At 39.0% G+C, this 24,167-nt stretch carries 20 protein-coding genes and 2 pseudogenes; 10 read left to right on the top strand and 12 right to left on the bottom strand.

Annotated elements, in window-relative coordinates; genetic code table 11:
* The first annotated feature begins 11 nt into the window (after nt 1–11).
* From ABH897_RS22315 to ABH897_RS22305, 3 genes are all read left to right on the top strand, one after another.
* Nucleotides 12–515: a hypothetical protein gene (locus ABH897_RS22315; RefSeq protein ID WP_404592720.1), complete on the top strand. Its 504-nt coding sequence runs from the start codon at nt 12–14 to the stop codon at nt 513–515.
* Nucleotides 516–555: 40 nt separating this feature from the next.
* Nucleotides 556–774, top strand: a complete 219-nt coding sequence (locus tag ABH897_RS22310; RefSeq protein WP_404592719.1) for a hypothetical protein — start codon at nt 556–558, stop codon at nt 772–774.
* Nucleotides 775–1,083: 309 nt separating this feature from the next.
* Nucleotides 1,084–1,371, top strand: coding sequence for a hypothetical protein (locus ABH897_RS22305; protein ID WP_404592718.1), 288 nt, complete (start codon nt 1,084–1,086; stop codon nt 1,369–1,371).
* Nucleotides 1,372–1,579: 208 nt separating this feature from the next.
* On the opposite strand, the pseudogene ABH897_RS22300 reads toward ABH897_RS22305, so the two are convergent.
* Nucleotides 1,580–2,799, bottom strand: a pseudogene (locus ABH897_RS22300) (IS256 family transposase).
* 279 nt (nt 2,800–3,078) lie between these two features.
* A complete protein-coding gene (locus ABH897_RS22295; protein WP_404592717.1) occupies nt 3,079–3,648 on the bottom strand; it encodes an SF0329 family protein in 570 nt (189 codons plus the stop codon).
* A 350-nt stretch (nt 3,649–3,998) separates the two neighbouring features.
* Here ABH897_RS22295 and ABH897_RS22290 point away from each other — a divergent pair, with 350 nt between their 5' ends.
* Entirely contained in the window at nt 3,999–6,578 is a 2,580-nt protein-coding gene (locus ABH897_RS22290) for a hypothetical protein (RefSeq protein ID WP_404592716.1), read from the top strand.
* A gap of 84 nt (nt 6,579–6,662) precedes the next feature.
* Nucleotides 6,663–7,130: a hypothetical protein gene (locus tag ABH897_RS22285; protein WP_404592715.1), complete on the top strand. Its 468-nt coding sequence runs from the start codon at nt 6,663–6,665 to the stop codon at nt 7,128–7,130.
* Nucleotides 7,131–7,207: 77 nt separating this feature from the next.
* Here the strand turns inward: ABH897_RS22285 and ABH897_RS22280 are convergent, their stop codons facing one another.
* Nucleotides 7,208–7,510 (bottom strand): hypothetical protein, encoded by a 303-nt coding sequence (locus ABH897_RS22280; RefSeq protein WP_404592714.1) that lies wholly within the window; start codon nt 7,508–7,510, stop codon nt 7,208–7,210.
* On the bottom strand, nt 7,488–7,712 hold the full coding sequence (locus tag ABH897_RS22275) for a hypothetical protein (RefSeq protein WP_404592713.1): 225 nt from the start codon (nt 7,710–7,712) through the stop codon (nt 7,488–7,490). The genes ABH897_RS22280 and ABH897_RS22275 overlap by 23 nt, the downstream gene beginning before the upstream one ends.
* Nucleotides 7,713–7,873: 161 nt before the next feature.
* On the opposite strand from ABH897_RS22275, the gene ABH897_RS22270 reads away from it, so the two are divergent.
* Complete coding sequence (locus ABH897_RS22270; RefSeq protein ID WP_404592712.1) at nt 7,874–8,125, top strand: helix-turn-helix domain-containing protein; 252 nt, start codon at nt 7,874–7,876, stop codon at nt 8,123–8,125.
* Between the two features lie 141 nt (nt 8,126–8,266).
* Nucleotides 8,267–9,166, top strand: coding sequence for a GIY-YIG nuclease family protein (locus ABH897_RS22265; RefSeq protein WP_404592711.1), 900 nt, complete (start codon nt 8,267–8,269; stop codon nt 9,164–9,166).
* 159 nt (nt 9,167–9,325) lie between these two features.
* On the opposite strand, the pseudogene ABH897_RS22260 reads toward ABH897_RS22265, so the two are convergent.
* The 8 genes and pseudogenes from ABH897_RS22260 to ABH897_RS22225 all read right to left on the bottom strand — a co-directional run.
* Nucleotides 9,326–9,556: pseudogene (locus ABH897_RS22260) on the bottom strand (hypothetical protein); the annotation flags it as partial.
* A 56-nt stretch (nt 9,557–9,612) separates the two neighbouring features.
* Nucleotides 9,613–9,849, bottom strand: coding sequence for a hypothetical protein (locus ABH897_RS22255; protein WP_404592710.1), 237 nt, complete (start codon nt 9,847–9,849; stop codon nt 9,613–9,615).
* Nucleotides 9,839–10,828, bottom strand: coding sequence for a tRNA dihydrouridine synthase (locus ABH897_RS22250; protein WP_404521893.1), 990 nt, complete (start codon nt 10,826–10,828; stop codon nt 9,839–9,841). Before ABH897_RS22250 ends, ABH897_RS22255 begins: the two co-directional genes overlap by 11 nt.
* A 360-nt stretch (nt 10,829–11,188) precedes the next feature.
* Nucleotides 11,189–12,787: a type I restriction-modification system subunit M gene (locus ABH897_RS22245; RefSeq protein ID WP_404592709.1), complete on the bottom strand. Its 1,599-nt coding sequence runs from the start codon at nt 12,785–12,787 to the stop codon at nt 11,189–11,191.
* Between the two features lie 14 nt (nt 12,788–12,801).
* Nucleotides 12,802–14,058 carry a restriction endonuclease subunit S gene (locus tag ABH897_RS22240; protein WP_404592708.1) on the bottom strand — a complete coding sequence of 419 codons (1,257 nt, stop codon included), beginning with the start codon at nt 14,056–14,058 and terminating at the stop codon, nt 12,802–12,804.
* The gene (gene rhuM / locus ABH897_RS22235; protein WP_404592707.1) at nt 14,055–15,056 is read right to left on the bottom strand and encodes a RhuM family protein; all 1,002 of its coding nucleotides are present in this window, start codon (nt 15,054–15,056) and stop codon (nt 14,055–14,057) included. The genes ABH897_RS22240 and rhuM overlap by 4 nt, the downstream gene beginning before the upstream one ends.
* 44 nt (nt 15,057–15,100) lie before the next feature.
* Nucleotides 15,101–18,310, bottom strand: a complete 3,210-nt coding sequence (locus ABH897_RS22230) for a type I restriction endonuclease subunit R (RefSeq protein WP_404592706.1) — start codon at nt 18,308–18,310, stop codon at nt 15,101–15,103.
* A complete protein-coding gene (locus ABH897_RS22225) occupies nt 18,307–18,882 on the bottom strand; it encodes a restriction endonuclease subunit S domain-containing protein (protein ID WP_404592705.1) in 576 nt (191 codons plus the stop codon). Before ABH897_RS22225 ends, ABH897_RS22230 begins: the two co-directional genes overlap by 4 nt.
* A gap of 1,017 nt (nt 18,883–19,899) precedes the next feature.
* Between ABH897_RS22225 and ABH897_RS22220 the strand changes: the two genes are divergently transcribed.
* The 3 genes from ABH897_RS22220 (at nt 19,900) to ABH897_RS22210 (ending at nt 24,126) form a co-directional block, all read left to right on the top strand.
* Nucleotides 19,900–23,016: a deaminase domain-containing protein gene (locus ABH897_RS22220; protein WP_404592704.1), complete on the top strand. Its 3,117-nt coding sequence runs from the start codon at nt 19,900–19,902 to the stop codon at nt 23,014–23,016.
* A gap of 20 nt (nt 23,017–23,036) precedes the next feature.
* Nucleotides 23,037–23,738, top strand: a complete 702-nt coding sequence (locus ABH897_RS22215; RefSeq protein ID WP_404592703.1) for an Imm3 family immunity protein — start codon at nt 23,037–23,039, stop codon at nt 23,736–23,738.
* A 100-nt stretch (nt 23,739–23,838) separates the two neighbouring features.
* Nucleotides 23,839–24,126 carry a hypothetical protein gene (locus tag ABH897_RS22210; protein ID WP_404592702.1) on the top strand — a complete coding sequence of 96 codons (288 nt, stop codon included), beginning with the start codon at nt 23,839–23,841 and terminating at the stop codon, nt 24,124–24,126.
* Nucleotides 24,127–24,167 lie beyond the last annotated feature (41 nt).

The following is a 24,167-nucleotide window of genomic DNA, read 5'->3' as shown; positions in this document are numbered from 1 at the left end:
AGGTGAATATATTGATAGTAAATATAGAGTACGGCGAAAATATTATTGTCGCAGTTATATTTGAGAATAATTGGCGTTGGTATGTTACTGAAAAAGATTACTGGTATTTAGATTTAATTAAATTAGAAAATGCCTATTTAAATAAAGGCTATCAACTACCTAACTACGGTGACTATTCAGATCGTTTTAATATCGCAGTATTAGATGAGAACTCAGCCAAGGGATTTTTAGATGAGGTGAGTGATTTTCGGGTGAGTAAGAGTGAATTGAGCGATTCAATAATAATATCAGAAGGAGTTGATACAGAAGGTGGAGATTACCTACTTGGGTTTACGCCTTCCTTATTAGTTGATTTTGATAATAAGATATTACTGTCCTATTTTCCTGAGCCTGCCTCCTTTGAAAGCTATGTTCCTGATGGTTGGAACGGAAAGTATGAAGACTTCTTAGATAAAGTTCCAGTTGAAGAAAAGTATTGGATAATAAACAAAAAGGACTATTTCACCAAAAAGTAGTAGAGATATTTATCCTTTATAAGGAAGGAGGTACTTTCACTTGGGACAAGACAACAAACTAAATTTATTAAGTGAGAAATTTGTTAATAGTGAGTCAGGTCAAGAGGTTGAGGGTATTACAATAATGATTGATGGGAAATTCAAACAGGCCCTAGATATAATCATGGATAATATTGATGAGTATTCGAGTTATACTGAGATTATGCGTGATATAATATTCAGTGGTACTTCGCAAATTGTTGAATCAATTAAAAAGTGAGTTTAGGTTATTGTTTTATAAACCAATAAGGACGGCTCGCTAAGCAATTATAACATCAAGACCACACAATAAAGGCAACAAACTAAACACTAAGCTACTTGACAAAACATCTGATGAACTTTAAAAAGCTTATTTCAACTTCAATCATGAGTAGGAATGAGCTTTTTTTTGCATGTACATTAGAGCCAATTATATTACATTTCAAAGAAAATATGTCTATAATTTTCTCCACACAAAAGCAATGACTTGCCATCCCTCCCCATCAGAGTTAACATACACACACTTCAACAACGGGAGGGAAAATGTACTATGTCAAATTGGCCAGATTGGTTTCTGGAAGCATTACGCCAACGTTTTTATCAGTTGGAATTAGCCAGTGAACAACAGGCTTCATGTTTATCTGAGGACAAAAATCTATTCACTCAAATGGATCAATTCAAAACCAACCAAAACGAAGATATCCAACGTCTGTTATCTGAATGGGAAGAAGCCATAGGTTATCAACTAAGTCAGGACAAACAATCCATCTATATGGAAGGAGTGAAAGACGGGATTCGATTGATTCTTCCCGTCATACACTCCACAAATATTCGTTAGCCTACCGATAATGTTATCCTATGATTTCGTTAGTCCAGTATTTCGTCTATGCTCATTCCACTTTTCAAGGTAAAAAAAAATGCGCTGGTGAGAGAATGGTTATCTTCTCCACCAACGCATTAAATAGGTTATCATCAAATTGGGGTCTGTCAATAATTTTGTGTAAACTCTTTTAAACATAGATTCCCCCGAGGGGGAAAACGCGAATCTAACGCAAGTGTTGACCGACCCGATCGGGGAAAAAGACCGAAAGCTGGAGCAGCATTTGCCCCCAGTTTTGGACACGTCCTGTCCATTTCCGAGTGACGTCGACGGTGGCAAGATAGAGCATTTTAAGCAAGGCTTCATCTGTAGGAAAGATGCTCTTCCCCTTCGTTACCTTGCGAAGCTGGCGGTGGTAACTCTCGATCATATTCGTGGTATAGATGAGTTTACGGATCTCGGGCGGGTATTTGAAAAAGGTAGCGAGTTCATCCCAATGGGTCCGCCAAGAACGGAGTATCAGGGGATATTGGGCTCCCCAGACTTCCTCGAAGCGGTCGAGTTCAAGCAAGGCACCTTCCTCGGTAGCTGCCTTGTAAATGGGCTTTAAGTCGGCAGTCACTTTCTTAATATCCTTGTATGACACGTAACGGGTGGAGCTGCGGATTTGGTGAATAATACACTTCTGAATTTCGGTTTGAGGGTAGCAGGCCGCAATTGCCCCAGAGAATCCAGACAGGTTATCCACACAGATAATGAGGATGTCTTGAACCCCGCGATTCTTAAGCTCATTCAGTACGCTTAGCCAGAACTTGGAGGACTCATTCTCACCAATCCACATGCCCAGCACATCCTTGTTTCCGTCCAGATCGATGCCAATGACCATGTAGGCGGCCTTGTTGATAATGGCCCCATCTTGCTTGACTTTAAAGTGGATCGCACCCAGATAGACGATTGTATAGACGCCTTGCAGAGGTCGATTCTGCCATTCTTTAATGAGAGGCACAATCTTGTTCGTGACATTGGAAATGAGCGTAGGGGAGACTTCAATGCCATACATCTGTCCCAGATGATCCTGGATTTCCCTAGTGTAATCCCTTTGGCATACAGGGCGATGATTTGCTCTTCGATACCCGTTACATTCGATGGATGCTTCTTAACGACCAGGGGCTCAAACTCACCCAGGCGTTCCCGAGGAATGGCGATGTCCTGTTCGCCGTACTCACTGACTACCGTTTTACTGCTCTTTCCATTGCGACTGTTTGGAGTGAGTTTCGCCTTCACTTCATGCTTTCCATAGCCCAAGTGGGTATCCATTTCAGCTTCCAGCATCTCCTGAATCGTCTCTGCAAATAGATCCTTTAATGCATTCTGTGCATCTTGCGCGGTTACCAGATTGTTCTCTTTAATGAATTCCCGAAGTTGCTGTTTTGACCAAAGTCCCATGTGTTCTCCCCAACCTTTCTCTTACTTCCATTTTAATGGGTTTGAGAGTTTACACAATATATTTTACAGACTCTAGAAACGTGAGCTGTTGGAGTTCCAATACCTATTTACTCATTTTTAACCCTTGAATACCAAGATTGTAACACTCTACTACATGTGTTTGTGTGTTCAGTGAGAACAACACTGATACGATGCGCCCCCATAAAATGAAAAGCCGACGACCTGAATCGAACAGGTTTATCTAGTCTTGAATACTCTTTCAATGAAAGTTATTTATTTTCATAACGTACTACGCCGTAGTTCATAAAAATACTGCACAATGGGATGCTTTAACTTCATCTTCTCGGTCATGTTTAATATTCGCTTTTTTCCAACTCGTCTGTCCACTAAAGCTAGAATATTTAATAAGATATCATTACTCTCTAAGCTTTCCTCTATAGAAATAGATAAAAACTTATTAGCGACAACGATAAAATTTGATTTACTTAATGAAGCCTGTGCTGACAAAATATTCTTAGCATATTCTGATATTTTTCTACTTCTTGCTATTACTTTTAGACGATCCTCCGGAACGGTCCCCTTGGTATCTTTTCTGATCGCTTCAATTTCTTCATTGTTGATAGGAACTTGGATATTGGGATCATTCTTAATTTCCAGCTCCGTCTGATACCATTTGATTGGGCTAGTGATATCACTCATATTGAGTATATTTTTTTTATCTACAGCAATATAACAAATTCCAGATTTATCAGGTAAATAACGGTAACTGGTCGCTCGGTATTCGACCCTTCCATTTAACGCAGGACAGCGGAAACTCTCAAGTTGTTGCTTCAATTTGCTCCAGGACATGTATCCTCCTATGTTCTCAATGCCTACTACCAGCATTAGCGGCTGTCAGGCTTTTCTTTTGAAAAATGGGACATTTATGGATTAAAAAAGATAGTTTTCATTCAGTATAAACTGTTTTCTGCAGAGCCTAGGCTACAAAATCCTGTCTTAATATTCACCTTATAAGCACCTATCAATTACCGCTCTGTATCAACCTGCTTTTTCACCACATTTTCTAATTATATTCATTATTATGAGTCCAATAGACCTAGTTTTATTGGTTTTTTTCACTATTTGTAGTATAAAAGAAGTATCTATCTGGTTCAATTAACCACTTTTTGTAGAATTAGATTGCCGGAGGAATGGAAACAATGTCACATTCACTAGAATTAATTGATAAAAAAAATGTTACTGAAACATACTGGGATGAGTTGCTTGTCAACCATGAAAGGATATTAGAAGTTTATTCCGAAGCCGATAAGACCATGTTTACTTCCAATCTTAGTTTAACAGACATGGAGGTATTACAGTCCATTTTTAAACTACCTGATTTTGATGATCAAAGGTGGAAACAAAATCTAAAAGAAATCCCAGATTTCCTTAATTTTATGTATTTAAAAGATTTTCTGCGAAGAAAGAAAAAAGCTGTGGAAGAGGTTTTTAGATATAAAGAGCCACAACATGCCTTTCCTTCCGTGTCGCCAATGGTCAAACTAATACATTTATTCTATACGAATCCTTCTTGGCTATTTGAAATTCTCGTTCTTCATGAGTGGAGAACTAAGGCTTCTGGTGATCTTTATGTTGCTGATATAAAATTCCCCGACATAAGAAAGAAACTAAGCAGTGATCTAGCTTACCAAACGATGCTTATAGATATCATGCACAAAAACTCAGGTCACAGCAGTGATTATAGAGTAGTTGCACATTCTGATGTTGGCGAAAAACATTCGATCTATCTTTTGTATAAACTGATAAAAGATTCAAAGAAGCCTGGCTATGACCAGAACAAACGGATAAAGGATCGGGATCAGATTTTATTTGCTGTAGATATTCAAAATCAAACACTGGAGATTAAAGCGGCGAAAACTGATATTCGGGGCGTAAAACAATACTTTGACGAGCAATTTAACACTGCTTTACGCAAAATGGAAAATGACCCCTTCATCGAATATAACACAGATGACATTGTTCAACTTTTTCGGGATGGCATTCCGGTCAGTAATGAAGAACCCGAGGATTTTTCTATTGAGTCGATTACATTCTCTAATTCATTACTGATTAAATCACCTGATGTTACGCTGCAACTTAAGGGCAGTGATATCTGGCCCAGCGTCAATGATGCATTTAGAAGAGGAATTATTGATCTATATAGTCTTAAAGATATTCAAAAAATTGGTTTTTGTTCTGAAAAACATTCAAAGACAATTCGCTCAATTGTACTTGAGGACGGAAATGTTATTTTCAAACTTAATGACAGTAGTTTGACTGATCCTGCTAAAAAGAGAATTAAAGAGAAATTCCTGAATAAATTCGGCTTCCCGCTTGATAAGCCTGTAAAAAACAAATTTGATGGTGGAGAGGCGTTCAAAGTTGATCAAATTTTCAGATTGGCCAACACTAACCAATTAACTAATGAGCATAGAAGTATATTCACAGAGTTACACTCCTCTCAGTTAATTGATTTAATTGATGAAACTATTTTTTACTGTTCACATTGCTCCTTTAACACCTCGGATGGTGAACTGGTTTTCGAAAAAGTTGAAGAAAAGGGAACGCTGAAATGCCCTGAGTGTGACGAGCCAATCAACCAAACTACTTTGCAAGAGTTGAGTCCAAACAAAGAAAACATTGAGAAGTACGTTCATCACTTGATTGATGAATTTGTTACTCAACATGAACATTGCAATACCCCAAAATTGTCCAAACAGAAATTTAGAAATAACCAATTTACTTTTAAACGATTCATTTACAACAATCGACCTTATCAAGTATTAGTTACAGATAGTCTGCTCACTAGAAAAACTCTGGAATGGATCGAAAGAAAACTGATTCCAACGATTATCGTATGTTATGGAATCGATAAACAGACAAGTGATCGTTATGCCCTTGAGACTATTGAGCAAGTAACATTTGGTGATGTATATGTTCACCAAGAAAAATCTCAATTTCCTAATTTAATGGTAGATTATTTGAATGATTTAGAAAAACGTATCCATCATCAGGTTATTACCGCTGCTATGAAGGCCACAAAAAATCTCTCTTACATCGGTGGTAAGACAGCCGAGCTTAAAGATGTATATGATGAGGATATGCTTGAAGATGAAGTATTTACAATTATCAAGCACCTGTTCCCTAACTCTGAGAAGTGGGGCAAAGAATATACTGGTCATACTGTACCTGAAGGAATTTTTGCCATTCAGTATAAAGAAGATATGAGGACTATGTCTTTCGAGGTCAAACATGGGTTTAGTTATGATTGCAAATTCACATTAGAAAAATCAGGGTACAAATTAGGTTCTTCCGAAAATCGAAAGGGTCTTCATTATATTAATTCATTGAATAGAATGATAGAAATTTCAAGCTATTGTAGTTCAAGAGAAATAACTTCCCATATCTTTGTTAGCAATAAATTTAGAGATCGCCAAGCACAAGCTATGGCAAATTTTATACGTCAAGAAATTGCAATGGGTCATCTTACAAAGCCAGTATTCATTAATACTAAAGATCTTGCCTATTTATACGATCAGTTCATCCACAACAAGAATAAGATTGAAAAATCACCTGATGTTTTTTATAAACAAGTGGCTGCAATTTTTTCAACTGATGATGTCATTATCACAAAAGAATATATAGATGAGAAACTTCAGGACATAGAGATTGCTGCAAGAGGCTACTCTATCTTGGACACTGCTAGTATTACAAAAAAATTAACAGGTAGGAAAAAATAGGTATTCTTTATGATTGAATAATGATATAATAGCCCTTTAAACAAGAACATACGTTCTGTATATAGGGCTATTAAGGAGGTTGCAATGCCAGAGCTTACAGTCAGTGAACAAATTCTCAATGCCAGACCAGACTCATTTATTAAAGAACAAATAAGACAACTGTTAGTTCAGCAATTCAATCAAAGTTATAAATCTGAAACACTCAACGGACAAGTCGGGTTCTGTTTTTATTTTAATTATGCTCTTATCATTAGTTCAAACAAGAACGACGAAATTTATTCTTATCAACAGTTGGCCTATGAATTGATGCTCCCGGATTCATTCCTACAATCACTGTATTCGCATTCTCATCTTGTTCCGTCCTATTGGCAAGCATGGATAAAGGAATCTCATCTAGACTTGATTCGCAAGGAACTTTCGCAATCCTTGAACTTTAACCGTTTAAAAGTAAAGTACAATTTTAACGAAAATCTGTACTATTGGAACTGGGGCTCCAATAAGAAAATAACCTTGAGAATGAACAATTCTTTTGTATTTGATGGTATTATTTAATAATTATTTATAAGAGAATAACGACTTCTCTTAATTTTGAGCACCCCTTTAATAATAGATCTCCCACAATTAACACACTATTCATCCTCCTCTTTTTCATCATAAAGCATCATCCCTAATACAACATGTGCAAGCTGCGCTCCGTCCTTCAAGCCCTGCCAATATAGAGCTTCATTCTCCAACGCTTGCTTATAATGATGCTTATCCTCCCACTCTGAGAACTCAGGTCTGTTCACAATATCCATATCAGAAACTAGCTTATGAAATGCTAAACTCTCTTCCTTACGTAACTTACTAATCTCAGGATCACGTATAATGCGGGCGCAAACATCATCCAGCCTATGCTGAATTACGCCTTTAAACCATGCCGGGAGCTTCAATGTCAGTTCCTCCTCGCACATACTGTCCTTCGGTCTGTTCCAGCCTTGCATGATAAAGGCGCATCACTAATTGATCCACTCTCTGACTCAACCTCATCAGTTCTTCATGCTCAAACAGCTGGACAGACTGCTCCAACAAGATTTGTCCAAGCTCGTTCATTCGGCGTCTTTCTTTCTCCATCTCTTCATGTAAACGAATCATTATTTTGTCTTCAGTTCCCTTCTATGAGCGGCATATAGTAATTGTGTCTCAAAATAACTTATTTATTTTTAATGCGATAATCGGTTTATTTTACTCCGATATTCGCATTAAAACAAGACTTCTATCCCGTACAATTTGGATAAAATGAGAGGTGCATACATATGAAGCATCGCAAGGAACCACCTGGCGACAAAAACATAATTGGCACTCGTGTAATCGCCATACGCAAAGCAAAGGGAATGAAGCAAAAAGATTTTTTAGCCCGGCTGCAAACTTTTGGGCTGGATATCAGTCCAACCAGTCTATCACGCTTGGAAGGACAGTACCGACTTGTTCAAGACTATGAGGTAGTGATTATCGCTAAGGCCTTGGAAATTTCCGTTAGTGAATTGTTAGGAGAAGAATCTAAATGATTAAACACCGTTGCTTCTGCATCCTCATCAGACCAACGAACTTTCTACTTCCTGTTTCCTTCACAAACGAAGAATAAAGTAACAGCATTCTAAAAGATATTTTGTGTATGTACAATCTGGGTAAGAAGGAGACTTCATTAAATGACCGTACGTGGGAAGAGCATAAATCTTTTTTTAATGGACGGTACACCAAGCGGTAGAATCAAGTGCACTTTGGCTAATTGGACAGGTGTCGTTTACAAAATTCCACGCACAGAACTTGATAAGTGCAAAGGCCGTGACGATCTATCTCAGAGCGGTGTATACTTTCTATTTGGCGAATCTGATCAGACTGAAGACGATGTCGTATACATTGGACAAGCTGGGGTACGGAAAAATGGAGAGGGCCTGCTTTATCGCCTGATAGAGCACAAGCGAAATCCAGACAAAGATTACTGGACAGAAGCCATTGTATTTACTACATCCAATAATTCATTTGGTCCTACAGAGATAAGCTATCTTGAAAACCGTTTTTATGCCCTTGCCATGGATGCTAATCGGTACTTAGTCAAAAACGGCAATGATCCCACTCCTGGCAACATCACAGAGGAGAAAGAAAGTGAACTCGAAGAGTTCATTGATTATGCCAAAATTGTAATGGGCGTTCTTGGGCATAAATTATTTGAACCGCTAACAATTAAAACCAAACTCGCTGTTGAAGTAGACTCTACTGAAGAGGAATTACTTCTCTTTATGAAGCGAAAAAGCCGCAAAAGCGGACTCATCATTGAAGCAAGTTGTAAACAAACTAACGAGGGTTTTGTTGTCTTACAAGGCAGCCGTATTGAGACTATCGACTCTGACAGCATTCCGCCTGGCATTAAGAAACGCAGACAAACAGCCAAAATAGATGCAAATGGAATTTTACAAGAAGATATCCTGGTCCGTAGCCCCTCATATGCTGCTGCTTTTGTCATTGGTGGTCATGTAAATGGGCTGACAGAATGGAAAACAAAAGATGGAGTATCTTTGAAAGAACTAGAACGTAGTGAACATAATTGAGCTATTAGTTGCATAGTAGTAGGCGTGCTTAGTTTTACAGTACTTCTGTATTTTGTATCTAGCCATACCAAAATCCCCTCCAAGTTGCCCCAGCCACATAGCATCATGTGGATTTTTGGAGTGCCTACTTGAAGGGGAAAAGTATATTGAAAAACAATTTTATCTCAATTCATCTTTCAAAGGCACAATGACCTCATCCAACAACTTTCTCCACTGCCGCTTCATTTCGGGTCCATATTTAAACGGTATTGCATCTGGGTGTACAGCTTTATACTTATCAAACTGCTTGCTGTCAATAATTGACCCTATATTCGGAATAGGTTCTGTCCCTATCACATATTGAACAGCAGATGAGTGTAATTCTCCTTCATTGACAAACCAGGTATCTGCACGGTGAGGTGGGAGTTGGTGGTCAATAATTGATTAATAACTGGACATCCCTCAGTTTAAATCTCCCGCTCTTCAATATCAAACCGACCTTTAAGAATGAACTTCTGGAGCAAATTGTGTACTTTTATGTTAATTTTGAAAATTGGTATTTTTGCGTATTCTAGTTTCTCAAAATAATCCTTTGCCTTAGCTTTGTCTACGGAAGCTTTCAAATCATCAAAGCGACCGAATTCATTGATGCTTGCCTTAGTTACATTGGCAGCCGTCCCCCAACTTGGCAATTTAATTTCCACGTTCCTCTACCTCATCATGATCCTTGCTTCCAAACTCATCAAGCAATGTACGTACTTCACTTGTTGATTTGGCGTTCATTAAGCTGTTTCTGAGTTCACTTGCCCCTCGGAATCCACGGACATATATTTTGAAGAAGCGGGCGAGAGGGCTGAACGAACGTGGCTCCTGCGCTGAATAATGATCATGGAGATCTAGATGAAGCCGCAGCAGATCAAGCAATTCCTCACTGCTGTGTTCCTTCGGCTCCTTCTCAAAAGCAAATGGATTCTGGAAAATACCACGCCCAATCATAATGCCATCCACTCCATATTGCTCAGCGAGCTTCAAGCCAGTCTGACGGTCAGGGATATCCCCGTTAATGGTCAGCAGTGTATCTGGTGCCACCTCATCACGAAGTTTCTTAATCTCCGGAATCACTTCCCAGTGGGCGTCTACTTTGCTCATTTCCTCTCTTGTCCGCAGATGAATAGAGAGATTAACAATGTCTTGTTTCAAAATATGGGTTAACCAGTCGCGCCATTCATCTACGGCAGTGAAACCGAGCCTTGTTTTCACACTCACGGGCAGTCCCCCGGCTTTGGCGGCCTGAATGATATCCGCTGCGATTTCGGGACGGCAGATCAGGCCGCTTCCCTTCCCATTCTCGGCTACATTCGCTACAGGACAACCCATATTGATATCAATGCCTTTGAAGCCTTCTTTCGCCATACCAATGCTCATTTCACGGAAATATTCCGGCTTATCTCCCCAGATATGGGCCACCATGGGCTGTTCATCCTCTGTAAAAGTCAAACGCCCGCGTACACTTTTGTTCCCCTCCGGGTGACAATAACTCTCTGTATTCGCAAACTCCGTAAAAAACACATCCGGTCTGGCTGCTTCACTTACGACATGGCGAAACACAACATCCGTCACATCTTCCATCGGTGCCAGTATAAAAAAAGGTCGTGGCAAATCACGCCAAAAATTATTCGTCATATCAAAAACTCCTCTATAAATACCAGGACAAATCTTTGGTCCCAAAATGGTAAAGCTAACCTGTTCATGTCCTTGCTTCTTCTTCACATATAACATGTTTAAGCAACGTAGTTCAAACGGCAGTATATGTTAAGCATAGACATCTAAATGAGTATATCATACCCAATAGAGAAGCATACTCCCCAAAAGACTCGCAAAAAAAGGAAGAGCGCCGCCCCTCCTTGCCATCTTCTATAACGTACTGCGCCGCAGTTCATAGAAATACTGCACGGCATAACTTCTCCCAGCTTACGCCGTTCCCAAGCGAATGGCTTAAAAAAAGAGCCGAGGAATAATATCCTTGGCCCTTTTCGTCAATTTCTACACATGAATACCCAAAATTTTCAGCTGTTCATTGATTTTGGCTTCAAGTTCAGCGATTTCTTGTTTATCTTGCTCTAATAGCTTACTCACTTCGGCAAGGTCAATGGTTTGTTCTTCTTTAGACGTATCCACGTAGCGAGGAATATTTAAGTTAAACTCGTTTTTTTTGATTTCTTCAAGTGATGCCACATGAGCATATTTATCAACAGGTACACGATTTCGGTAAGTTTCGATAATTTTATTAATGTTTTCATTAGTAAGTTTGTTTTGATTCTTACCTTTTTCAAATTCATTACTTGCATCGATAAACAAGATGTCTTTTGTTTTACGATTTTTCTTGAATACTAAGATTGTAGTTGGGATGCTTACACCATAAAACAAGTTGGCAGGTAACCCTATAACTGTATCAAGATAGTTTTTCTCAATTATAGTTTGGCGAATCGTACCTTCCGCTGCACCACGGAACAAGACACCATGCGGTAATACAATTGCCATTGTTCCAGTATCATTCAGATGATACAAGCTGTGTAAAATAAATGCATAATCCGCCTTAGTTCTAGGAGCGAGTTTACCATATTCCCTAAAACGTGAATCTTTGAGTTTCGTTTCGCTATTGTCCCAATGAGCAGAATAAGGAGGATTCGCAACCACGGCATCAAATGAGCGGGGGTGGTCAGTTCCTTGGGCATCTGGTCCATCAGGCCAATCGCTTTCAAGTGTATCAGCATTAGACAGAGTTATGTTATTAAATGAAACACCATGCATCATCAGATTCATACGAGCCAAGTTGTATGTTGTCGTATTCTTTTCTTGACCAAAAAATTTAATCGCCCCGGGTTTATTTCCACCAGGTAGCTCACCTTGAACCGTTAACAGCAATGACCCAGATCCACAAGTCGGGTCATATACCGAAAAAGTATGTTCCGACTCTTCTACACCGTCCGTTACGATTTTAGCCAATACTTTAGAAACTTCATGAGGTGTGTAGAACTCTCCACCTTTTTTACCTGCACTTGCTGCAAATTGACCGATTAGGTATTCATAGATTGCACCAAGAATATCCTTGTTATCTTCACCTTTGTATTCAATGCCATGAACAAGCTTTACAATTCGGTTAAGTGATTTCGCACGTTCATTGGTAGAAGAACCTAGACGTGAGTCCCCAAGATTAATGTCGTTAAATACGCCACGAAAATCTTTCGCAGCTTCTCTATTTAATTCAGCGTTTCGATTGAAGTTATCAAAAATAGTTTGATAATCACTTGGAATCACCATGCTATTATCAATCTTATGAACTAAAGATTCCCAAGTATCAAGCGGTGCAATGGCATAGCCTAAACTTGCAGAAATATCTTCTAAGTAATCATTCAAATCGTCACCATTCGCTTGTTCTAAGTAGGCACTATTGATCGATTCACCAACGGCAACATCAATAACATTGTTATTAACTAAATACTGTTCCTGATGTTCTGACAGATAACGATAAAACATAAAGGATAAAATGTAGTTCTTATATTCTGCAGCATCCATGCTTCCACGAAGCTCATTGGCCATCGCCCACAGTTTTGTTGTGATGGTTTGCAGATTATTGCTCATATTGTTATTTCCCCCTAGATAAACATTTGTTGTAGTAGTGCTTTCTTCTGCTCTTGCAAGTGTTCCAGCTTACGCTGATGAAGGGTGATGAGGTGGTCGACATTAGCAAACACTTTTCCAATTAGCGACTGTTCCTGCGCCGAAGTCGGATAGCAAATGATTGATTTTGCTAGATTCGTCCTACTTAGCGATAGGACTTTGATTCCCTGCATGAGCGGTAGTAATTGTTGATGATATGATGGTGAGTTCATGTAATATCCAAGATAATTGGGCTGCATTTTCACCTTCGGTCTGCAAGCTATAGTGTGTAATCCTGAGACCACAGGAATGCCTGTAATTCCTACTATTTCAGTAGCTTTGCCAACCGTTTTGTCCTCAGCGGCATCGGCAATCAGCACGTCACCGTCTTGGAGAAGTTGGCTCTCATGATCGGAAACCTCTGCTCCTGTTATGAACGGGATCACATCTCTCCCACAATCAGTAACGGAACCATATTTGATGAGAATATCGCCGTAATGGATACTCTTTATTTTGCCTTCATCATAGCTTAAATCTGCTCTTGAAAAAGAGTTGTTCGGTATCGGGTCAAACACCAAATCAAACCTACGCTGTTCCCAAGCGTCAGTGAATCCAGGGAAACGAACTTCAGGAAAATCCTCGCCATTTTTCGGAAACATTTTTTGAAGCAATCCAGCCTTCAAATTTTTAACGTTATTTAACTTACGCTGATGAAGAGCGATAGTATCGTCGAATTGTTTGAAGAAAGAGCCGATTTTTTGTTGTTCTTCTACATTTGGAATTGATACTTTAATTTTATAAAAATCATTATGATTTAAATCTGGTATAGTTGACGTACCAGCTCTAACTAAAATTTCTTTTTGAATTTTACTTGATATTAACAAAAAATATAAAAATTGTTTATTAATTTCAGTTTTATCATAGGCAATTTTAAAGAAATTATTATGAAAAGCTCCTTTTGTATCAGTGACAACTTTACCTGTATTTCCAGTTCTTGTCATTAATATATCATCTTTTGTAGCTACTACAGTTTTAGATGGATTTTCAATATAATACTTTTTATTTGATTTAGGATTGAGAAACTCATTAGTTATATAAAATTCTCGATTAATTCCTGGATCTGTGTATCGTTTATCAATTGCAATTTGAAGCCCTTGTGATAATTTAGTAAAATCAGAAAACCTACGCTGTTCCCAAGCTTCAGTGAATTCAGGAAATCTTATTCTAGGTGTATTTTCTTTGCGTTCGCTCATTTCTGTTCTCCCTGTATTGTCTTAATTACTTTATCAAAATCAGAAACTAATTTTTGATGTTTGTTGAATTCTTTATACTCGCCAATAGCCTTTTCCTTAGCCGCACTTTGTGAAATACGTCCATTTCCATCCAGGATTTCATAGCGATTGAATGTTAAGAATTCATCAATGCTTTTCGCAAAGTCCTGCATTCCCAATAAAACCTCATCTTCGAGCAGACGCTCAACATAGTCGAAATAAGCGGATACGTTACGCTCCAGACTGCGAATTTCTTTTTCCGATAAATAATTCTTCGCAACGGATACGTCAGATTGTAAGATCCGGCCATCGGGCGAGTTCTTCCAAGAAGTGAGACCCATGTGTTCTTTATCTTTATCGGCACTGTCATAAACAATTTCAGCAGCCGTTTTGCCTGTAATGGCATAATGAAACTTGTTTTGAACTGTCGCATAAAACTTCTTGGTGATCTCTGCGTTCCTGTCATAGTCGTATGAAATTTCTGCAAATACATCTGATATTTGTTGCCATATACGTCGCTCACTTGCTCGAATGGAACGGACAGTTTCAATCAGCTCACGGAAGTAATCCTTGCCAAAAACATTCTCACCTTGTTTCATCCGTTCAACATCAATTTTAAAACCTTTAAGGATGTATTCTTTCAAGACATTCGTTGCCCATATACGGAACTTTGTTGCCTTTTGTGAATTTACACGATAGCCAACTGATATAATGGCATCCAGATTGTAATATTTAACAGCGTTCGTCTGTGTCTTTCCTTCTATTGCACCATGTTGAGTGGTATTTTCCAAAATAGAAATAACCACTTTTTCATCCAATTCTCCAGACTGGAAAATATTCTTCAAGTGTTTGCTGATGGCTGGAACTCCAACATCAAAAAGTTGTGCAATAATCTTTTGGGTTGCCCAGATCGTTTCATCTTGAACAAGCACTTCAACTTTTTCATCGGCATCATACATTAAAAATTGTATTTCGTTCATCACAATCTCCCATCTGCATCCCTTATTGAACAGTTTCGACCAGGTTAACTTTCTGCCAATTCATCCGCTAGTTCGTAAATTGCGTCGCGCAAACCGTTGCGATATTTAATTTTAGATAATGACTGCACTTCTTCATCATGAGCAAGTGTCTTATAGTCAGAACTGGCTTGAGCGATTATATCACGGATTTGACCCGTATCATCCAAGTCTTGTAAGCCGTAGCGATGGCGACTAAACAACTCTCGCATTTGAGCACTTGTGATAATATCTGTGATTCCCCACTTCACTCGGAAGTCAAGAAACCTTCGATCGAGGCTAACATTGTTCGCTTGCTGGATAATATGTTCACTGTCACTCAGCTTCACAGGATACTTGAAGTCAGAGCCTGCAGGTGGGAAGTGACCTTTAATAATTGCAACAGCCGCATTCATAATCTTAGTCGCATAATTACGATCATCCAATCCATTCGCAAATTGGTTGATTTTCTCTTGCGTTCCTTTGGCTTCTTCATCTTTGCCTTCGTGGACTTCGTTCAATAATCGTTCCACGAGTTCAGTAAGATAATCATAGTCTACTTTAACATCCTTCACATGTGTCATGCGCAGTTCGATTTGATAAAGAGGAATTTTCTTCTCTTTAGCAATATGTGACTTCAATTCATTCGTTAAAACGGTTGTTAACATTTTCTCTTGATCTGAAGTCATCCCTAACTTCTCTATTAACTCATCTCGATCATCATAGTTAAATCCGACTTTTTCGCCATCAACTTCATCTGGATCATATTGCTTTAATTTTGCCATTCCTCTGTTATATTCACGGAGCAAATCGAGCATCTCCTCCTTTTTCTTTTCAGATGGAGGCAACTGTTGAAAATCAGTCGTTAAGCTACCTAGCTTCCCAACCACTTCTTTCACACCATTAAATACATCTTCAAATGGTTTAGCAATGATACCGTCTTTCTGATTAGACTGACGTTGTTCTTCTTCAGAAAGAATAGCTGAGTTTTTATTCGCATAAACAGCAAGTGCTTTATTCATTAACTTCTCATTTTGCGCAGGCCAGCGGTAATTCACCACACGCCCCCATGGCTTCTCTTGCATATCTGCAATACGATTCGTTCTTGAATAAGCTTGAATTAACCCCGCGCCTTTTAAGGTTCGATCCACATAAAGCGTGTTAAGTTCAGGTGCATCAAAACCAGTCAATAATTGGTCAACCACAATAACCAAATCGAGGAAATTTCGATCGGTGACCGATTTATTTAATCGCGAAGTCACGTCTTGGGTATAGCCAGAAACATCATCCATTCCAAAAGATGTGCCAAATTCAGCATTATAAGCTGTCATGGCATGGTGCAAACCTTGATTGGTGGCAAGCATACTATCGTTGTTTGACGTGTTTTGACTAAATGTCACCGCAACTTTTAATGTTTGTCCGCCATTCATCTTATTTTCTTCGTTGATACGTTGAAACTCCTTAAAATACATCATTGCCATTGGCGTACTTGCTTTACCACCACCCACATGAGTTGTGAACAAAGCATTATACTTGCCTTCATTAGAACGATTACGCCAATTTTTGAAAATGTCTTGCACTACCAATTTGATATGATCCGAATTTTCATCGTAGAAACTGGGTTCAACAGCATCATCCATATCTTCCTGGGAGAGATTGTTGATTTTCTCTTGAATTCGTTCTTCATTCCAGTTGGGATAGCGTTCACGGTAGAACGCAGGAAGATATTGTTCTTTCATTTGTTTTTCGTCAATGGTTGTCTCAAAATCCACCTTGAATCCTAACACATTACGGTCAGCAATCGCTTCACGAATGGTATATGCATGTAATAGTGGACCAAAAATATCTTCTGTTCGAAGACCAGTGGTCGTTTCATCAAACATCGGTGTCCCCGTATAACCCACCCAAGCGGATTTATTAAAAGCTTTTTGGATATTCTTGAATGAGTCACCGCCAGTTGAACGATGGGCTTCATCCACGATAAACACGATATTTTTATCTGGAGCTTTAAAGGTTTTGCGTTTCACCAAAGTATCTAGTTTTTGAACTGAAGTAACAATAATGCTATTGTCTTTACTTTTAAGCTTACGACTCAAATCAGTCGTATTGTCTGTGTTTTGAACGCTACCAAATGTGTCCTCTGTCGCATCAGGGTCATAGGCTTTGTAATTTTCATTGGTTTGCTTGGTTAAAGCAATTCTATCCACAACAAAGACAACCTTGTCCACTTTCGGCATACGGCTTGCAAGCCATGCCGTTTTGAAGCTTGTGATAGTTTTACCGGATCCAGTCGTGTGCCAGATATAACCAATTTTATTGGTGCCAAGCTCAAAATCTGAACGTTTCAAGCCCTCGATCACATTTTGTGTCGCATACACTTGATACGGACGCATCACTTTCAACATTTGTTTGTTCTTTGTTCCGTCCAAAATCATATAGTTGGTAGCCATTTGATGCGCCATTGGAATCGAAAGCATAGAGTCAGCAAATTCTTTCCAGTTACGCACGATGGTATTGTCACTCTTGCGTTGCCAGTTAAAAGCAAAATCCTTATTAAATTTATCTGCCGTAGTATTTGCCATATACTTCACATTGTTCGGTGTAATTGCCACCAAAATTTGCAATGTGGAGAAAATATCACGATACTGATTTTCATCAGCATATTGATTCATTTGATTGAGCGCTTCATCGACATTACGGGTGTCACGCTTTTCTTCAATTTGAATAATTGGCAGACCATTAATCAGAAGAGTCGTATCAAAATACCGAGTTTGCTTTCCTGTGATGGCTGCTGGTCGTTTAATTTGATTGACCACTTGATAAACGGTATCTCCAGCCCCTATTTGTTTTTGATCAAAAACAGTAAGAAACACATGGCGTCCATCGTCTAAATCAATTTCGATTTGCGACACACCATTTAAACCATACAAGAACTGCCCCGCTTCATAAGGGGTCTGAATATTAGAGATAATTTTCTTAACTTGATTAAATTCCACAACACTTAAAGGATGGTCAAGCGTGTTCTGATTGTGTTGTTCCAAGATCGCCTTGAAGTTATCCCAGAGTTGTTCTGTCGTTTTAATATTTGGCTCATATTTCCACAGTTTAGTTTTCACTATGTAATCAACATTTGATTCTTTGGCAACAAAGTTGCCTATCCCTTCAAGATGTTCTGGTTTTGTAATTGTGCCACTCGTCAGGTATTGAATTAATTCTGTTTCAAATTGATTCTCGGTCATTTATTGATTACCCCCCTAAGCTTTTCTAATACTATGGTAGTTTCCAAATTTGCCGCTCTAGTTCTTAATGCTTCCAACCGTAATTGGTTGAAATATAGCTCACCGATCATGCGCTGTTTTTCTATTGTTAGTAGATCTGGTAACTCAAGTTCTTTCACTTGTCTCAGCGTGTATTTTAGAACTTGAGACCCCTGTAACCCCATTTGAAACTGTTTCTTAATTAATTTTTCTTCGTTAAGTAAGTAAACAAGATATTTTGAATCAACCTTTTCATCAGTTACTAACTTAACGTAGTTTTGCGTGTATAGATATCCCTGATGCTTCACACCAACTATAGTAGATTTTCCCGATATCAAACTAAAAACTATATCACCTTGACATAGCGTACTGACCTTATCCAAGGTTCGTACTTGTTTGCTGTCACTACCATTAGAATCAATACCAACCAAATCATCTTCAATATCTTGTTGTCCATAATAGGTGTAAAGTGGTGCTTTATCATCAAACACTTCTATAATCCTAAATTGTGGTGAACCACTCACGAACTCTACTACGTTTTCTAATCTTCTCATTAAAATTCGTGCCTTTCTAAAATTAACTTTTATTATTGATACCTGTATTTTAAAAGTTTGTTTTTGAAAATGCAAGCGATAATTTTATTAATTTTTAAAAATTACGTTTTTTTATGTAGAAATCATTGTGATAGTGTGATAGTAAATTTTATATAGAAAAAGTTGCCTACCCTCTTAAAGAGCAAACAACTTTTTGTTTTCGTATCCAATATTAAATTACTTGAAAGTGCTTTAAGGCATTCTTAATCATATCTACCTTATTGGTATCATGTGTTTTGCGGGAGAGCGATACAACCGCCTCCACAAGTCTCTACCTGTAATGACAATTGTTGCTCCGTTGCTGTATACGCCAATACACCTCAACTATTAGTCTTTCCTGACCAACAGTGAGCAGCACTCCACATGCCTTGTGAATGAAAATAATATATGTTCCCGCACTCAACCCTAATGCTATTTTTTGAATGCAGGAACATATTCAAATTACCCTCTAGCCCTCGTGCATCAATGCTTCTTATCTCGATATATTACTACCACGCACTCCACATGTGTCGAGACCATGAAAGGGATATATTCCTTTTTATTATATATATTACCTATACTATCAAAACCTACTCCTTCCCACAACACCCTTTTTTCCAGTTGATGCCCGTTCTCCCTTCACTTCTACCAATCCCGCTAATTCCATATGAACCTGTATTTAATTTACCCGAATCCACAATCACAATTAAATCAGCTCAGTTCCTGACTTTGAAAGACAATTGCTCAAAATTACTTTCAGCTTTCCCCCCTCCCATATCTCCTGCTTCCAGTATTACACATTGAAAATAACCCAACGAATGGGGCATTCTGTAAACTAAATCTCTCTTTTAACCGATAAATACATATGCTGGACTGTTATTTAAATATCACCTCTCGTAACTTTGTACCCAACAAACTCAGTGATACATATGGGTCTTAAAATGCTGCACTTTACTTTTGTAATCAGCCATCACATCTAGAAAGGAGTTATGAACTCACTTGAGCCTATTATCAGATGGGATCGGATATGAAAGCCTACGCTTTTATGGTCCCTTTCAGCCGCAACACATCGATCAACTTCAAATAACACGTACCATTAATGATCATACCTTTTTACATATCCGTGGTATGCTCTCCGAAGAACAAGGAGCCGCATGCATCGGACAGAACATGGAGCAAGAACCGATTGTGATTCGTCAGTTGGATGATCAGGGACAATCGCTGAGAAGACTGTTCCACGGGATCGTTACGCAAATGTCTGTGAATTGCACACGTGGAGTATATACCTTTGAACTGAAGGCTGCTTCCCATTCCTATCAAATGGATATCAAGCTGAAAAAACGTTCCTATCAGGATATTCATCGTACCTATGATGATCTGGTCACCTCAATGGTGCGGAAGTATGAGTATGGAGACGCCATTGATACCGTAACTAATTATGCCAAACTGGATACTTTTGTTTTACAATATGAGGAGACCGATTGGGCATTTTTAAAGCGTCTTGCTTCCCGTTTTGGCTCCGGACTCGTGCCCGAGGTAACCGCAGCCTCACCCAAAGTTTTCTTCGGGATGCCGGAAGGCAAACAGTACAAGGTAGAACGGGATGTATTTTATCGGGTACGAAAAACGTTTCATGAACTGGATGCGGAAAAGCCCGGAGAACAACGTGCTGGCTCATATGTCACCTATACGATTGAAAGTTTGCAATATTATGCGCTGGGTGACCTCATCACGTTACCCATTGGACAAGGCAAAGAGTTGGTCGTCGTTCGGGCAGTGACACGGTTAGAGGATGGCTTACTGCGTACCCGTTATGATCTCCAAGCGGAACAGAATATTCGCTATGCCCGGTATGAAAACGATCAGGCTACCGGGATTTCGCTGACAGGAACGGTGCTCAAGGTACAACAGGATTTCGTACAGCTTCAACTGGACATCGACCCGAAGCAAGATCCTGCCAAAGCCTGCTGGTTTCCCGTAGCGACTCGATATGTAGCCGAAGAACATAGCGGCTGGTACGATATGCCTGAAGTAGGAGAACAGGTGGAATTGTATCTGCCTACACACCGCGAACAGGATGCCTATGTGACGGATTCGCTACGACAACAACGCCACGCAAATGGACAGCCGAATGTGAAGGTTTGGCAACATGTGCAAGGTAGCGGCGTAGAAATGTCTGAGCAAGAACTGACCCTGTCCACCTCCGATGGATTTTCCATTACACTAAATGAAGATGGTGGCATCACCATCAACAGTCCGGGGGATGTACAGATTCAGGGTGGTCATGTGAAGCTGGATGCAGGTGAGGAACTGTCGCTGGAAGCTGGAACGGCGCTGTATCTCAAAGGTGGAGAAAGTAGCATGGTGCTGGATGGTGAGACGGATACCAAAGCCCCAGTCATTTATCAGGAAGGTACGGTGAAAGCTCCCGTTTTTGTAGCTGACCTCCCTCCTGTGCCTGAGCCACCATTGATGAGTATCAAAGCATATGAAGCAGCTCAATCAGCAGCCAAGAGCAGCCAAGCCCCTACTCCTAAAGCAAAAATTACGACTCCAGCAGCGCTTCAACAGGCGAATGCCTTGATGGGGACGATATCCAAGCTATTAGGTTCCATTCCCGTAGTTGGGAACGTAGCCAGTGTGATGTTGAATACGGTGGGTGGGACAGCAGGTAAAGTGGCGGCAACGGTGTTACAAGCAACTGGAGCCATCCCTATTCGTAGTAAAGGAACGCCCACGGTTGGAGGCAGTAAAGAAACGGGGTTGCACCCGCTCAAACACTTGGCTGGTTTAGCCATGCAGGGGTTGATTAGTGAGTATGAGCATGAGCGAGCGAGACAAGCCTACTATAGCAAGTGGATTTTAGGAAAAGCATATACGAGTGCGCGTCATGTAGCGAATTCTGGAGGCCCACTGGAGCTGATTCAGAACCTGCTGAAAGAGTCGAATGCTATGGCTCATGCCTATCAGCAAGTTCCTGTAGATCTGAGACAACGCTGGAGAGCAAATTATGACAGCTACATGGCACAACAACCGAAACCACAAGTTGAGGAGCCTAAGTCCTTATGGGATCGCTATCTAGATCATACGGGTAGCAGTGCGATGATAAAAGGCCAAATAGCAATGGAACAGGCACATACAGTACAAAATGCGTCTACAAAATCAGCAAACAGCCTAGTTGAATTATACAAAGGCATAGAGCAGGCTAATAACGTAAGGTATCAAAATGCAGGAAACTCATTTGGTGAATTTTTAGATTATTGGTCATTTGGTATACCTAAAGGATTGTATCAAGCCTATATGGAGCGCGCACGTAATCAAGGTAACTCTGGTAGTGACGCTATCAATTTTGCTACATTCGGAATAACAGAGACTATACGTGGAGCATTGACACCTAAAGATCCTTTGTCAGCAGAGCATTGGTCCAATATGATTGGTGTAGCAGGGATCGTTGAAGGAGCCGGTTCATTTTTCAAACCCAAACCTACACTAAAATTACCCGTTAAAGAACCTGTTCATTCAGGTCCTAAAATCATAAGTGAAAAAACAGAGGCCCCCCAACTTCCAAACACAAAGCCCAATAAAGAGATAGAGATTGAGGGGACGGGGAATGCTACTCAGGGCACAAAAAGATTTCCAACCAGTCGAATTGATCCAAAAATAAATCAACATGTTATTGATAAAGTGGCAGAGGCTAGGGGACAATTGTCTAATAAATATAAAGAAGCAGGTAATTTTGCTTACGCAGAAGTAAAAGTTTCAGGAGTTAGTAAAACAGACTTTTATTCACATAGTGGAATTCATAATTCGAATAAAAAAATCCCTGGAACTGAAGAATTTTCTTTTAAGCCTGAGAATCCAACATTTAAGGCAACAGAGGCTCCTGATGCTGCTGGAAATATTTACTTAAGGGATGCTGATACAGAGTATAAAATATTAAATGATGTGGCGCATAGATTAGGCGATAATCCCAATGCAACAGGAAAAATCAAACTATTTACTGAAAAAGATACATGTGCCAGTTGCAATCAAATCATTCAGCAATTTGATAAAAAGTACCCTAATATTACAATTGAAGTTGTTCATAATGGTGATAGACGTATTTCTTCAAAATAATTCTGGAGGTTTTTATAAATATGATTTATGGATATGAAGAATATTTAGAATATATCAACGAAACTTACGAAGAATTTAAAGATGATGAAAAAATGAGTAATAAAGAGGCAATTGCAAGAACATTTAATGAATATGATATGTTAGCTAAAGAAAGTGAAACGGACAAAGCGATTATTTATGTAGTACTTACAGAAATTTTAGTTTCTCATTCGAGAATTCTGCATACTTTTAAAGCGCACATGATTAAAATGCTATCTGAATTAGACTTTAATTTAATAGAACAAGAACAAAAGTTAACACTAGTGCAATACAATGATCTACGTTCTCGAAAAGAAAACGTGTTACCTGAACTTGAAAATAAAAAGCTAGATTACTATCCTAGGGTATGTTGGTACTACTATGACTTGACAGATGAAGTTAATAAATTTTTCAATCAAATAAACACAGATAATGTAACTATAGATGAAATAGTTATTAGTGTATTTCGACGCTTTGAACGTGATTGTAAAAATACATTAAGTGAAAAGATAATCGTGTATACAACACTAGCCGAAAAATTATTAACTCATAAATTAACACAGACAGACGCTCTGCAGAAGATTAGACAAGAATTACAGCAGTTTAACATAAAAGATATTCTTCAAGAGCAATTATTAGAAGAGGAACAAATGGATTTGGAAAAGCGAATTAAAAACGTATTAAACCAAATTAACTTTTCCTGATAAAACTCCAACAACTAAATTACACACAAAACAATGACTTGCCATCCCTCCCCATCAGAGTTACCATACACACACTCAAACCACGGGAGGGAAATATGTTATGCCAAATTGGCCAGATTGGTTTCGAGAAGCATTACGCCAACGTTTTTATCAATTAGAACTTGCTAGTGAACAACAAGCTTCAAGTTTATCTGAGGACAAAAATCTATTCACTCAAATGGATCAATTCAAAACCAAGCAAAACGAGGATATCCAACGTCTGCTATCTGAATGGGAAGAAGCCATAGGCTATCAACTAAGTCAGGACAAACAATCCATCTATATGGAAGGAGTAAAAGACGGGATTCGATTGATTCTTCCCGTCATGCACTCCACAAATATTCTCTAGCCTATTGATCGTTTCAGCCTATGGTTTCGTTAGTCCAGTAT

The sequence above is a fragment of the Paenibacillus sp. RC73 genome, from assembly GCF_044908085.1.
Lineage (GTDB): Bacteria > Bacillota > Bacilli > Paenibacillales > Paenibacillaceae > Paenibacillus > Paenibacillus terrae_A.
This window is presented reverse-complemented; position numbering and strand designations above follow the sequence as displayed.